Raw genomic sequence first — 12,862 nt, 5'->3', positions numbered from 1 at the left:
GCTGAGGGCACGCCCTCTCACCTGGGATGGGACTGATAGACGTGAAGATCCTGATCTCCGCGGACATGGAGGGTGCCACGGGCGTGACGTGGCCCGCCGATGTACTGCCGGGCACGCCGCAATGGGAGCGCTGCCGCCACATGTTCACCTCGGACGTCAACGCCGCCGTCGCGGGGTTCTTCGAGGGCGGCGCCGACGAGGTCCTCGTCAACGAGGCCCACTGGACGATGCGCAACCTGCTGCTGGAGCAGCTCGACGAGCGCGCCGAGATGCTGACGGGCCGCCACAAGGCGTTGAGCATGGTCGAGGGCATCCAGCACGGCGACGTCGACGGCATCGCGTTCGTCGGCTACCACACCGGCGCCGGGACGGAGGGCGTGCTGGCCCACACCTACCTCGCCAACACGCTCACCGGCGTCTGGGTCAACGGCACGCGGGCCAGCGAGGGTTATCTCAACTCCCTGGTCGTGGCCGAGTACGGCGTGCCCGTGGTGCTCGTGACGGGCGACGACCGGACCTGTGCGGACGCTCAGGGATACGCCCCGCGGGCACCCGCAGTGGCGGTCAAGGACTACGTGTCGCGCTACGCGGCGGTGTGCCGGCCGCCGGCCCGTACGGCGGCCGAGATACGGGTCGCGGCCCGCGAGGGCGCGGCGCTCGCGGTGCGTCATGAGCCGGCCCACGGCGGCCCGTTCCGTTTCGAGTTGGAGTTCGACGCGGAGCACCTGGTGGGGGCGGCGACATGCGTGCCCGGCGTGGAGCCCAGCGCTGAGCGCCGCGTCGCGTATACCAGTCAGGACATGTACGAAGCCATCCGGTGTTTCAAGGCGGTCACCACCGTCGTCTCGTCCGCCGTGGAGGAACAATATGGCTGAGAAGAAGCTGGCGGAGCACAGGGCCGACCCGGACACCGGGGCGGTCGATCAGCAGGCGCTCGACGAGGTGGTGCGGTTCACCTCGGAGCTGATCCGGATCGACACCAGCAATGCCGGCGACGGCAGTTGCCGGGAGCGTCCGGCCGCCGAGTACGTCGCCGAGCAGTTGACCGATGTCGGCATCGAGCCGGCCCTACTGGAGCGCACCCCGGGGCGCACAAACGTCGTCGCCCGCATCGCGGGCAGCGATCCGTCCGCCGACGCCATGCTGGTGCACGGGCACCTGGACGTGGTCCCGGCCGAGGCCGCCGACTGGCAGGTCCACCCCTTCTCGGGAGAGGTCCGTGACGGCGTGGTCTGGGGCCGCGGCGCCGTCGACATGAAGGACATGGACGCGATGATGCTCGCGGTCATCCGGCAGTGGGCCCGCAGCGGAGTGCGCCCCCGGCGCGACATCGTGCTGGCGTTCACCGCCGACGAGGAAGACAGCGCCGAGGACGGCTCGGGATTCCTGGCCGATCGCCACGGTGCCCTCTTCGAAGGCTGCACCGAGGGCATCAGCGAATCGGGGGCGTTCACCTTCCACGCCGGCGGCGGGATGCGGATCTATCCGATCGGGGCCGGGGAGCGTGGCACCGCCTGGTTGAAGCTGACGGCCCACGGCCGGGCCGGGCACGGCTCGAAGGTCAACCGCGACAACGCGGTCAGTCGGCTGGCCGACGCGGTGTCCCGGATCGGCGCGCACGACTGGCCGGTGCGCCTCACCCCCACCGTCCGCGCCGCCCTGCGCGAACTCGCCGCGCTGCACGACCTCGACATCGACCCCGAGCGGGCCGACTTCGACGTCGATGCCCTGCTCGGCAAGCTGGGCCCGTCCGCCAAGCTGGTCGAGCCCACGGTCCGCAATAGCGCCAACCCGACGATGCTGACGGCCGGTTACAAGGTCAACGTGATCCCGGGGTCCGCCGTCGCCTACGTGGACGGCAGGGTCGTCCCGGGAGGCGAGGCCGAGTTCCGTACCACCATGGACGAGCTCACCGGACCCGACGTCACCTGGGACTACCACCACGGCGAGGTCGCGCTCCAGGCCCCGGTCGACTCCCCGACGTTCGCCGCGATGCGGGCCGCCATCGAGCGGTTCGATCCGCAGAGCCACACCGTGCCGTTCTGCATGTCAGGGGGCACGGACGCCAAGCAGTTCTCCCGCCTGGGCATCGTCGGTTATGGCTTCTCGCCGCTGAAGCTGCCCGAGGGGTTCGACTATCAGGCGCTCTTCCACGGCGTGGACGAACGGGTGCCCGTGGAGGGCCTGCACTTCGGCGTCCGCGTACTGGACCACTTCCTGCGCGGCTTGCCGGGAAGCGGAGGTGCGGCCATCTGACGACAGGGCCGGCCGGCCCGTCCGACGGTCCGGTCGGCCCGCGATCAGCCGCGCCACCAGCGGCCATTCCGCCACCCTCGCCACCCGCAGTTCCCCCTACCTGCCCACCCGAAGAGCTGAACTGACGTCCTATCAGCAACGCGTGCCGTGAGCGTTGACATGTCCTAACTCGTGTCACACCATGAGCCCGCCGCTACCGACTGGTTGGTACGACGTGCCCTTTTGGAGGTCTGCGTGCCCAACGTGTCCCGAGCCGCGTTCCGCCCCGTGGTCCGCATCTCCCTCGCCCTGCTGGCAGGTACGGCCCTCACCGCACCCCTCGTCCTCAGTGCCCCCGCTGCCCGCGCGGGCAGCGCCGCCGCGCCGTATGACGTCAGGGCGTTGAAGGTGTCGGTGCGGGCCGGTGACCGGACCTGCAGGGTGGACGCGGACCTCTACCGCCCGCTGGGCGTCGACCGCGCGCACCCGGCTCCCGCCGTGATGACCACCAACGGCTTCGGCGGTAGCAAGGCGGACGGTTCGACCGACGCCATGGCGCGGGCGTTCGCCGCCCGCGGCTATGTCGTGCTCGCTTACTCCGGCCTGGGCTTCGGCAAGACGGGCTGCCCGATCTCCCTCGACGACCCGGAGATCGACGGCAAGGCGGCCAGCCAACTGGTCGACCTGCTGGCCGGCACCCGCGCCGCCAACGACGGCACCCGCATCGACTTCGTCGCCCAGGACCGGCCCGGAGACCCGAGGGTCGGCATGATCGGCGGGTCGTACGGCGGGGCGATCCAGATGGCCACCGCCTCGGTCGACCACCGCATCGACGCATTGGTCCCGTTGATCACCTGGAACGACCTGTCCTACTCCCTCGACCCGAACAACGCCGACCGCACACACGGCGTCAGCGGTCCGCTGCCCGGTGCGTACAAGTACCAATGGACGAACGGGTTCTTCCTCCTCGGGGAGGCACAGGGGCTGCTCCACCCGGGGCTGAGCCGGTCACGCGCCGGCAGCGCCGGCTGTCTGCACTTCGTCGCGCCGGCCTGCCGCACCAAGCGGCTGCTGGATTCCCACCGTTATCCGGCGGACAAGACCCGGGCGGTGCTCCAGTACGTACGCAGCGTCTCCCCGGTCTCCTATCTGAAGTCCGTGACGGCGCCCACGCTGCTCGTCCAGGGGCAGGCCGACACCCTCTTCGACCTCAACGAGGCCGCGGCCACCTACCGCACCCTCGCCGGCCAGGGCACTCCGGTCAAGATGATCTGGCAGTCCTGGGGCCACAGCGGCGGACTGAAGGACCCGGCCAAGGGCGAACTCAACCTGGCCAAGGGCAATTTCGACACCAGCTACGTCGGCCAGCGGATTCTGTCCTGGTTCGACCGCTATCTCCGCCACCGGACGGCCGCCGACACCGGACCGGCCTTCGCGTACTACCGGGACTGGGTGGCCAACGGGCCCGCCTACGCCACCGCGTCCGCCTTCCCCACGGGCGGCAGCCGCCGGCTCTACCTGTCCGGGGACGGCACGCTGGTCGAGGACCGCGACGAGGTGGCCCGCGGCAGCCGTGAGTACCGCAACCTGCGGGTGCCCACCAGCCATTCGGAGAGTTCGCTCGCCGACATGGTCGGATTCTCGGACCCGCAGCCGTACGACATCAAGGGCACCTATCTGGCCTGGACCTCGGCGCCGGTGGAGGGCGGGCCGCTGGATGTGGTGGGCGCACCGAAGTTGACGCTGCGGGTGGTCTCGCCGCAGGCCGAGCGGGTGCAGAACTCCTCGGACGCGGCCGACAAGTTGGTGCTCTTCGCCAAGCTCTACGACATCGCGCCGGACGGGAAGAAGACGCTGGTGCACCGGCTGGTGGCCCCGGCCCGGGTGCCCGATGTGACCCGGCGGTTCACGGTGGAACTCCCGGGCATCGTGCACCGCTACCAGCCGGGGCACCGGCTGCGGCTGGTGATCGCCGCGAGTGACTCCGCCTACGTGGGCAACCGCGGGGTGAAGCGGGTGACGGTCACCAGCGCGCCGGGGGACACCGGGGTCCTCGAACTCCCCGTCGCCCAGGGGGCCGTGCCGTAGCGGAGTGGGCGGCTGGCGCACATAGCGCGGAGTCAGCGGCGGTGCGCGTCCGGCGGGCCGCCCTCGCCCGGCGCCGAGCGGCGATCGGGGGCGCGGCCGTCATCGACGCCGTCCGCGGACGAGCGTCCGGCGTCAGTCCTCTGTGACCTCGATGGCCTGCACGGGGCAGGCGCGGGCGGCCTCCCGAACCAGCGGGTCGCCCCCGCCGTCCTCGCGGCCCGGCAGCAGCGCGCTGAATCCGTCGTCGTCCTGCGTGAATACCGACGGCGCGGTGAGGGCGCACTGACCGGAGCCGATACAGACGTCCTTGTCGATGGTGATCCGCATGATCGGACCCCTTTCGTTGACGAGCCGCCCCCGGTGGTGCCGATCGGCCCTACCAGGCCAGCGGCAGTTCGATCATTCCTTGGAGAGTGTCTCCCGGCTTGAAGGGAATCTCGGCAGCCGGCACGGCGAGTCGCAGATCGGGGATTCGCCTGAAGAGGGAGCGTAGCGCGATCTCCATCTCGGCGCGGGCCAGATTCTGGCCGAGGCACTGGTGGATGCCGAAGCCGAACGCGAGATGGTGGCGTGCCGAGCGCCCCAGGTCCAGTTCGTCCGGCGAGGGATAGATCGCCTCGTCGCGGTTGATCAGCGATGTCGGGAACAGCACGCCGTCGCCGGCGCGGATGGTCTGGCCGGCTATCGCGATGTCGGCGGTCGCCACCCGCACCATGCCGTCGGCTATGGACAAAAAGCGCAGCAACTCCTCGACCGCGCCCGGGATCAGGCTGTCGTCGGAGCGCAACTTGGCCAGCACCTCGGGGTGTTCGAGTAGGGTGAAGGTGCCGAGGGAGATCATGTTGGCGGTGGTCTCGTGGCCGGCTACCAGCAACACCATCGCCAGGCGGACCAGTTCCTGACGCTCCAGCGATCCGGCCCGGAGCCGGTCGTTGATCAGCTCGTCCAGGAGGCCGTCGCCCGGTTCCGTCTCTTTACGGGCGATCAAGTCCGCCAGATAGCCCTCCAGTTCGCGTCGGGCCTGCTCGCCCTCCTCGGCCGTACGCCCGCGCAGCAGGCGGTGGGACCGCTCCTCGAAGAACTCGTGGTCCGCATACGGGACGCCGAGCAGTGCGCAGATCACCATCGACGGGACGGGCAGTGCGAACGCGGAGACCAACTCGGCGGGCGGGCCCTGCGCCAGCATCCGGTCCAACAGGTCGTCCACGATGCGCTGGATCTCCGGCCGGAGCGCGGCGGTCCGCTTGACGCTGAAGGTGGGGATCAGCATCCGCCGCTGGGTGTTGTGCTCCGGGTCGTCCACGCCTATCAGCGGGGTCCGCACCCGCCGGATGTTCGCGAAGCGCTCGATCAGGATGGGGAACGCAGGGTTCTGTCGGTCGGCCGACAGTCGTTGATCGCTCAGCAGGACCCGTGCCTCCGCGTGGCCCGTCACCGCCCAGATGGTGCGGCCGTCGAAGAGGGAAACGCGGGAGAGCGGGCCGTTTTCGCTCAACGGTCGGTAGGCGGCCGGCGGGTGGTAGGGACAGGTGCGGTTCTGGGGGAAGGAGACGGTTTCGCTCACGGTTTCTCCCATGCGGGTGAGGTGCTGCGCTCACCAGGGGACGTCACCGACGACTGTCGTGTGACATGCCGTCCCCCGTGTGAGGGTGGGGGCCGCGCTGATCTCCAGAGGGGGGTGTTGGGCGGGGCGCCGCTCCGCGCCTGCCGTTCAACGCGGCGCGCACTCGGTGCCGTTGGATACTCAGGTGCGCTCTCACCTCCTCTCGACGGTGGTCTCCGCCGCTCGGCGCTGCGGCTTCGATGGTCGAACGTCCGGAACTGTCCCTGGCGTTCCCGCCGGACGCAACAGAGTTTCCAGAACCGCGTCCAGATGACGCTCGCCCGCGGCGCCGTCGGGCAGGGACCGCGGCACGGCGTGAGTGAGCTGGGCGTGCCCCAGATACGTGGTGTAGGCGAGCAGGCCGCGACGGTGCGCCTCGTCCTCGGGGAAGCCCAACTCCGCGAAGAGCGTGGCGATATGGCCAATCCGGCGGTCGGCCACCCGAGCGAGCGCGGCCGCCACCCGCGGGTCCGCCGCGGAGGCCAGCAGCGAGACCTCCAGGGGGTCGCTGGCGGCCCGACGGGTCGCCCGCCGGAACAGCAGGCGGAGTCGCTCGCCCGGATCCCGCTCGTCCGCCAGCTCGGCGGTTACGGCCTCGGTGCGGGCCTGCGCCCAGCGGTCCAGGGCGGCCTCGATCAGTGCGTCCCGGTTGGCGAAGTGCCAGTAGAAGCTTCCCTTGGTGGTGCCCAACCGGGCCGCCAGCGGCTCCACCGCGACCGCCGCCAGTCCGCCCTCGCCCATCGCGGCGAGGGCCGCATCGGCCCAGTCCTGCACGGTCAACCGCTGCCGCGCGGCACCGCCGTTGGTCCCCTTCGCCCGCTTTCGCACCATGACCATACGGTAGCGTATGGTAGCTCCGCGCGCCATCGCCTGACGGTGTCCTGTGGACGACGCGCGATGCCCCAACTCCCGCCGGCTGCGCGGCGATGCGATGAGTACCTCGCGTTCCGAGGGGTGGTCGGGTGGGGCGCCACACTGGCACGCGGTGCCGCTCTGGCGTCTGCGTCCGGGGTGCGTCAATTGCCCCCTTAGGGATCTCCGTTCGCGCGCTTCGCCTCGGTGTTTCCCCTCGGCAACTCGCGGCAGTCCGACGTCCCGAGGTGCCGCCCTCTGGTCAAGCGTGGCACCCGGTGCCAGACTCGGTTCATGGCGCAACGAGATGACACGGGACGGCGACAGACTCTCGGTACGGACCAGGCTTGGGCCGCGCTCGGCGGCGACCCCGGGCTGACGGAACGGATCTCCTACACCGGCCCGCCCGGCTTGCTGGCGGCCCGGCTCCCGGTCATGGACCTGGCCCGCGCCACCGTCGCCGCCTGCGCCCTGGCCGCGGCCGAACTGGCCGCCGGCCGCGACGGCGGCCCGCTGCGCGCCGTACGGGTCGACGACGGCGCGGTGGCCACCGCCTTCATCAGCGAGCGGCACCTGCGCATCGACGGCCGCGCTCCCTCGAACTTCGCGCCGCTCTCCCGTTTCTGGCGCGCCGGTGACGGCTGGCTCCGCACCCACGCCAACTACCCCCACCACCGCGCCCGTTTGCTCCGCGCACTGGGCCTCCCGGGCACCGCCGAACCCGCGGATGTCGAGGCCGTGATCGCCGGCCGGCGGGCCGAGGAGGTCGAGGACGCCGTCTACGCGGCCGGTGGACTGGCGATCGCCGCCCGCACTCCCGAGGAGTGGTCCGCCCACCCGCAGGGCGCCGCCCTCGCCCGCCACCGGCTGCTGACCCGGGAGTTGCTCGGTGCCGGCGCCCCGCCGCGTGCGTTGCCGGCCCGCGCCGGGGACCCGGTGCTGCCCGCCGCCGGACTGCGCGTTCTGGACCTGACCCGGGTGATCGCCGGCCCGGTCGCCACCCGTACGCTCGCCCTCCTCGGCGCCGACGTCCTGCGCATCGACGCCCCGCAGCTCCCGGAGAGCCAGGACGCCCACAACGACACCGGCTTCGGCAAGCGCTCCACCGCGCTCGACCTGGGTTCGCCCAGCGGCCGTGCCTCCTTCGAGGCGCTGCTGGCCGAGGCGGACGTGGTGGTGACCGGGTACCGCCCCGGTGCCCTGGACCGCTTCGGGCTCGCCCCGGAGGCCCTCGCGGAGCGCCGGCCCGGACTGGTCGTGGCGCGGCTCTCCGCCTGGGGCGACGACGGCCCTTGGGGCGGCCGGCGCGGCTTCGACAGCGTCGTCCAGGTGGCGACCGGCATCGCCGCCATCGAGGCGGACGGCGCCGGCACCCCGGGCGCGCTGCCCGCCCAGGCACTGGACCACGGCACCGGGTACCTCCTGGCCGCGGCGGTGCTGCGGGCACTGGCCGAGCAGTCCCGGACGGGCGGCTCGCACCTGGCGACGCTGGCGCTGGCCCGTACGGCACGCTGGCTCGTGCACGACCTGGGGAACAAGCCCGAGCCGCCCACCCATGAGGACGCGTCGGCGCCCTCCCCTGGCTATGACCCCGACCGCTATCTCCGGGAAACCGACAGCCCCGTTGGGCGGCTGCGGCACGCCCTGCCCCCGGTGGCCTTCGACGGCGGTCCGGTGAACTGGGCGACCCCGCCCGGCCGTTGTGCCAGTGACGCGCCCGTTTGGCGCTGAACGATTCCGACGCGTTCCCGTTCGGTCCGCACGGATGCCGTCGGCTCCGGGGGTGCCCCCACGGCCCCCGGAGCCCCCGCTCAAGCGGTGCGCGCCATCAGGAAGAGGGGATGACCGCTCCGGCGCCACCGCCCCTCGTACGATCTGCTGATGACGAGCACCGATCGCTATCTCGTGCGCGGCCCCCGGGTGGGCATTCGACCGTTCACCGTCGACGACCGGGAGGAGTTCACCGCCCTCGCCCGGCAGAGCACCGACCTGCACCGCCCGTGGCTGTTCCCGCCGGCGACCGACGGTGCGTTCGACGACTACCTGGCGCGGCTCCAGGAGCCGTTGCGCGAGGGGTACTTGATCTGCGAGCACAACACGGGGCGCATCGCGGGCTACCTGACCATCAACAACATCGTGCACGGCGCCTTCCACAGCGGCGCCATCGGCTACGGGGCGTTCGCGCACGCCGCCGGGCGCGGTCTGATGAGCGAGGGCCTGCGGCTGGTGCTCCGCCACGCCTTCGGACCGCTCGGCCTGCACCGCCTGGAGGCCAACATCCAGCCGTCCAACAGGCAGTCCGTCTCCCTGGTGGAGCGCGCGGGCTTCCGTCTGGAGGGCTTCTCGCCGGATTTCCTCTTCGTCGACGGCGCCTGGCGCGACCACGAACGCTGGGCCATCACCAGCGAGATGCTCCAGGCGCCACCCAAGGGGCAGGAAGGCTAGGGTCTGTCCGACGGGAGGGCCGCTACCGGCCCTTCCGGTTGACCTTCATGGTGTCCATGTCGGTGGCGGTGGCGCGCAGTTCGCGGTGGCCCAGACCCGCCTCCCGGAGCGCGTTCTCCGCCTTCTCCTCGCCGAGTGCGGCGGCCATCGCCTCGCCGTACTCGGCGTCCGAGACGATGACGTAGCGGTAGCTGAAGGCGTGCAGCGCGCTGTCGTAGGCCAGCGAGCCCTCCGGGGTGAACCTCATCTGCGCCAGCCCGTGGTCGTCGACCTCGGCAAGCAGCTTCGCTTGCGCCTCCGCGGTGAGGTTGTCCCACTTGCCGCGGACGATCACCCGGTAGGTGTGCTGCGTGGCCATCTGCACCGCTTCCGTTCTTCCTGTTCCCAGTGTGCAGCAGTACAGGCTATGCGCACGAGCCCGGCGTCGCCCGCCCATTTTCCCTGCAACCCCCTGCAACGACCGGCCGTTTGAGCACCGCCCGTTACGATCGCCGTATGCGCCGGAACGTGCTGATCGACGCCCCCTCCAACCTGGGACTGCGGCCACCCGCCCCTGGTGCCGTGCCCGGTTGCTACAAACTGGCCGGGGCACTCCGGGAGCAGGGGCTGCTGCGGCGGCTCGGGGCCCAGGAGGGCGGGGTGGTGGTGCCGCCCCGTTATGGCCTGGGGGAGTGGCGCGAGGGAGACGGGGACTTCCACGCCGCGGCTCTCGCCCAGTACAGCGTGCGGCTCGCCCGACGGGTCCAGGGCCACGTCCGCAACGGGGACTTCCCGGTCGTCCTCGGCGGCGACTGCAGCATCCTGCTGGGGGCGGTCCTCGCGCTGCGACGCCTGGGCCGGTACGGCGTCGCCTACCTGGACGGGCACAGCGACTTCCGGCACCCGGGGAACACCGAGGTCGCCGGCCCCGTCGGCGCCGCGGCCGGCGAGGGCGCCGCCCAGATCACCGGGCGCGGCCAGCCCGATCTGACGGACATCGAGGGCCTGCGCCCGTATGTCCGGGACGAGGACGTGAGCCTCCTGGGAATCCGGGACGCGGACACCGACCAGGGAGAGTTGGCGCGGTTGGGCATCAGCTGCACCAACGTCGGCGAGATCCGGCGACGTGGCCCGGAGACGGTCGCGCGGGCGGCACTCGGGCACCTCCAGAACTCCCCGCTGGACGGCTTCTGGATCCATCTGGACGCCGATGTGCTGGACCCCTCCGTGATGCCGGCGGTGGACAGTCCCGACCCCGACGGCCTGTCCACCGACGAACTGCGGGCGCTGCTCGGCCCGTTGGCGGCCTCCCCGCGCTGCGTGGGGATCGACGTGGCGATCTACGACCCGGACCGCGACCCCGACGGCTCGGGGGCCGTGCTGCTGGCCGACCTCCTTGAGGGCGTTTTTGCGCAACCCTGACCCCACCCGGTCTCCAGGGGCCCTGGTCAGACCGGCGATCACGTTGTTCCATGGTCAACAGGGGGCCGCCGCAGCCGAGGGGGCCCGGCACGATCTTGCGAGGCAGCCGTGGCCACGAGTGTGCGACGCACCACCCTGACCCTTCCCATGGCCGCCATCGGCCCGGACAACCCCCTGCCCGCCCTGCACGCCCCCGGTGACGTGCACCGCGTCGAGGCCCCCTCGGGCGCCGCCCCGCCACCCGATATGGCGCGACAGCTCCGCTACGAGCCGCTGCGTTCGATCCTGCCCACCCGAAGGCGCGACGGCTACGGCCGGGACCGCCGCAGCACCGACCTCGATGCCCTGGTCATCGAGAACGACCGGCTGCGCGCCACCGTCCTGCCCGGCCTCGGCGGTCGGATCCACTCCCTCCACCACAAGCCCACCGGCCGTGAACTGCTCTACCGCAACCCGGTGGTGCAGCCCGCCGACTTCGCCCTCAACGGTGCGTGGTTCTCCGGCGGCATCGAATGGAACATCGGCGCCACCGGGCACACCACCCTCTCGTGCGCCCCACTGCACGCCGCCCGGGTGCCGGCCCCCGACGGGGGCGAGATGCTCCGGCTGTGGGAGTGGGAGCGGCTGCGCGACCTGCCGTTCCAGGTGGACCTCTGGCTGCCCGACGGCACCGACTTCCTCTACGTGGGCGTGCGCATCCGCAACCCGCACCACCACACCGTCCCGGTGTACTGGTGGTCCAACACCGCCGTCCCCGAGGACGCGCACACCCGCGTACTGGCCCCGGCCGAGGATGCCTGGCACTTCGGGTACCAACGCACCCTGCGACGCGTCCCGGTACCGGAGTCCGAAGGCGCCGACCGGACGTACCCGTTGGGCAGCGAGTTCCCCGCGGACTACTTCTACGACCTGCCCGACGGCGCCCGCCCCTGGATCGCCTCCCTCGACCGTGAGGGCCGCGGTCTGGTGCAGACCTCCACGGACGGCCTGCCCGGCCGCAAGCTCTTCGTCTGGGGCGCCGGACGGGCCGGCCGGCGCTGGCAGCGGTGGCTCACCGCGCCCGGCACCGGCGGCTACGCGGAGATCCAAGCGGGCCTGGCTCGCACCCAGTTGGAACACGTGCCGCTCGATGCCGAAGGCGAGTTCTCCTGGTTGGAGGCGTACGGGCCACTGGCCGCCGATCCCGCGGCGGTGCACGGCGCCGACTGGGCGGCGGCGCGCGACGCCGTCGAGGAACGGCTGGCCGCGACGCTGCCCCGCGCCCAGGTCGAGGACGCCTACGCCGCCTGGCTCCCGTACGCCGACCAGGACCCGAAGGAACAACTGGCGACCGGGTCCGGCTGGGGCGCCCTGGAGGTGGCCCGCGCGGGGTGGGACCTTCCTGGGACGCCGTTTGCCACGGCCACGTTGGGCGCCGAGCAACGGCCCTGGCTGACGCTGCTCAGGACCGGGGAACTGCCGGCCGCCGGCCCGGTACCGGGGCCCGCACCGGTCTCGTCGGCCTGGCGCGATCTCCTGGAGTCCGCGCACCCGGGGCCGGCCGTCGAGTACCATCTCGGGCTCGCCCAGTGGCACGCCGGGGACCGGGCGCAGGCCGTCCGCAGTTGGGAGCGGGCGCTGGCGCACGGTGCCGGATGCCTGCCGCTGTACTGCCTGGCCGTCGCCGAGTACATCGCTGGCGAAACCGGGCACGCCGCCGACCGGTTCACCGAGGGCTTCGCCTGCGTCGTGCGGTCGGCCGCGTCCGACGATCCGGCGACCGCCCGGCCCTGGCGAGAGGTCCTGCCGGCCTTCGTCCGGGAGGCGATTCCCGCGCTGCTGGCGGCCGAACGCGCCGATGGCGCCGCGGAGATGCTGGCGGCGCTGAGCCCGGCCGAGCGCGCGGGTGGTCGCTTCCGCTTGCTGGCGGCACGGGTGTTGCTCGCCCAGGGGCGGCCGCGGGAGGCTCGCGAGATCTTCGACGAGGGCTTCGAGATCGCCGATCTGCGGGAGGGCGACGAGGTGCTGAGCGACACCTGGTATGCCATCGCCGAACGGCTGGTGGCGGGGGACGGCCCGATCGACGCGGAGACCGCCGCGCGGGCACGGGCGGAGCATCCGCTGCCGGAACGCTACGAGTTCCGGATGCGACCGACGGACACGGCGTAGCGGTCGCGCGCGGCGGCGGGACGGGGCGTTGCCCCAACCTGGCCCGCCGCGCGCGCAATTGGCATATGCCAGTTGGAAAAGATCGCGACG

The 12,862-nt window shown here is 72.0% G+C and carries 11 protein-coding genes; 7 read left to right on the top strand and 4 right to left on the bottom strand.

Annotated elements, in window-relative coordinates; genetic code table 11:
- Nucleotides 1-41: 41 nt before the first annotated feature.
- The 3 genes from ACFVFQ_RS19370 to ACFVFQ_RS19360 all read left to right on the top strand — a co-directional run bounded on the left by ACFVFQ_RS19370 (nt 42) and on the right by ACFVFQ_RS19360 (nt 4,323).
- Nucleotides 42-875: a M55 family metallopeptidase gene (locus ACFVFQ_RS19370; RefSeq protein WP_383417395.1), complete on the top strand. Its 834-nt coding sequence runs from the start codon at nt 42-44 to the stop codon at nt 873-875.
- Nucleotides 868-2,256, top strand: a complete 1,389-nt coding sequence (locus ACFVFQ_RS19365) for a M20/M25/M40 family metallo-hydrolase (protein ID WP_383417264.1) — start codon at nt 868-870, stop codon at nt 2,254-2,256. Before ACFVFQ_RS19370 ends, ACFVFQ_RS19365 begins: the two co-directional genes overlap by 8 nt.
- A gap of 234 nt (nt 2,257-2,490) precedes the next feature.
- Nucleotides 2,491-4,323, top strand: coding sequence for an alpha/beta fold hydrolase (locus ACFVFQ_RS19360; RefSeq protein ID WP_383417261.1), 1,833 nt, complete (start codon nt 2,491-2,493; stop codon nt 4,321-4,323).
- Between the two features lie 132 nt (nt 4,324-4,455).
- Here the strand turns inward: ACFVFQ_RS19360 and ACFVFQ_RS19355 are convergent, their stop codons facing one another.
- The 3 genes from ACFVFQ_RS19355 to ACFVFQ_RS19345 all read right to left on the bottom strand — a co-directional run bounded on the left by ACFVFQ_RS19355 (nt 4,456) and on the right by ACFVFQ_RS19345 (nt 6,763).
- A complete protein-coding gene (locus ACFVFQ_RS19355) occupies nt 4,456-4,650 on the bottom strand; it encodes a ferredoxin (protein ID WP_274912426.1) in 195 nt (64 codons plus the stop codon).
- Between the two features lie 49 nt (nt 4,651-4,699).
- A complete protein-coding gene (locus tag ACFVFQ_RS19350; protein ID WP_383417254.1) occupies nt 4,700-5,899 on the bottom strand; it encodes a cytochrome P450 in 1,200 nt (399 codons plus the stop codon).
- A gap of 180 nt (nt 5,900-6,079) precedes the next feature.
- Nucleotides 6,080-6,763, bottom strand: a complete 684-nt coding sequence (locus tag ACFVFQ_RS19345; protein ID WP_383417251.1) for a TetR/AcrR family transcriptional regulator — start codon at nt 6,761-6,763, stop codon at nt 6,080-6,082.
- Between the two features lie 309 nt (nt 6,764-7,072).
- Between ACFVFQ_RS19345 and ACFVFQ_RS19340 the strand changes: the two genes are divergently transcribed.
- Both ACFVFQ_RS19340 and ACFVFQ_RS19335 read left to right on the top strand, forming a co-directional pair.
- Entirely contained in the window at nt 7,073-8,509 is a 1,437-nt protein-coding gene (locus ACFVFQ_RS19340) for a CoA transferase (protein ID WP_383417248.1), read from the top strand.
- A gap of 150 nt (nt 8,510-8,659) precedes the next feature.
- Nucleotides 8,660-9,223: a GNAT family N-acetyltransferase gene (locus ACFVFQ_RS19335; protein ID WP_383417245.1), complete on the top strand. Its 564-nt coding sequence runs from the start codon at nt 8,660-8,662 to the stop codon at nt 9,221-9,223.
- A gap of 22 nt (nt 9,224-9,245) precedes the next feature.
- Here the strand turns inward: ACFVFQ_RS19335 and ACFVFQ_RS19330 are convergent, their stop codons facing one another.
- A complete protein-coding gene (locus ACFVFQ_RS19330) occupies nt 9,246-9,581 on the bottom strand; it encodes a DUF6204 family protein (protein WP_383417242.1) in 336 nt (111 codons plus the stop codon).
- Nucleotides 9,582-9,718: 137 nt separating this feature from the next.
- Between ACFVFQ_RS19330 and ACFVFQ_RS19325 the strand changes: the two genes are divergently transcribed.
- Nucleotides 9,719-10,624, top strand: coding sequence for an arginase family protein (locus ACFVFQ_RS19325; RefSeq protein ID WP_383417239.1), 906 nt, complete (start codon nt 9,719-9,721; stop codon nt 10,622-10,624).
- 147 nt (nt 10,625-10,771) lie between these two features.
- Nucleotides 10,772-12,772, top strand: a complete 2,001-nt coding sequence (locus ACFVFQ_RS19320; protein WP_383417236.1) for a DUF5107 domain-containing protein — start codon at nt 10,772-10,774, stop codon at nt 12,770-12,772.
- The last annotated feature ends 90 nt before the right edge of the window (nt 12,773-12,862 follow it).

The sequence above is a fragment of the Streptomyces sp. NPDC057743 genome (genome assembly GCF_042798755.1).
Lineage (GTDB): Bacteria > Actinomycetota > Actinomycetes > Streptomycetales > Streptomycetaceae > Streptomyces.
The sequence above is the reverse complement of the archived record's forward strand: the minus strand, read 5'-3'. Positions and strand labels throughout refer to the sequence as shown.

Excerpts from the sequence above, each read along its gene's own strand:
- ACFVFQ_RS19335 (WP_383417245.1), top strand. The coding sequence starts at position 8,660 with ATGACGAGCACCGATCGCTATCTCGTGCGCGGCCCCCGGGTGGGCATT.
- ACFVFQ_RS19320 (WP_383417236.1), top strand. The coding sequence starts at position 10,772 with ATGGCCGCCATCGGCCCGGACAACCCCCTGCCCGCCCTGCACGCCCCC.
- ACFVFQ_RS19350 (WP_383417254.1), bottom strand. The coding sequence starts at position 5,899 with ATGGGAGAAACCGTGAGCGAAACCGTCTCCTTCCCCCAGAACCGCACC.
- ACFVFQ_RS19330 (WP_383417242.1), bottom strand. The coding sequence starts at position 9,581 with ATGGCCACGCAGCACACCTACCGGGTGATCGTCCGCGGCAAGTGGGAC.
- ACFVFQ_RS19365 (WP_383417264.1), top strand. The coding sequence starts at position 868 with ATGGCTGAGAAGAAGCTGGCGGAGCACAGGGCCGACCCGGACACCGGG.
- ACFVFQ_RS19345 (WP_383417251.1), bottom strand. The coding sequence starts at position 6,763 with ATGGTCATGGTGCGAAAGCGGGCGAAGGGGACCAACGGCGGTGCCGCG.
- ACFVFQ_RS19340 (WP_383417248.1), top strand. The coding sequence starts at position 7,073 with ATGGCGCAACGAGATGACACGGGACGGCGACAGACTCTCGGTACGGAC.
- ACFVFQ_RS19325 (WP_383417239.1), top strand. The coding sequence starts at position 9,719 with ATGCGCCGGAACGTGCTGATCGACGCCCCCTCCAACCTGGGACTGCGG.
- ACFVFQ_RS19355 (WP_274912426.1), bottom strand. The coding sequence starts at position 4,650 with ATGCGGATCACCATCGACAAGGACGTCTGTATCGGCTCCGGTCAGTGC.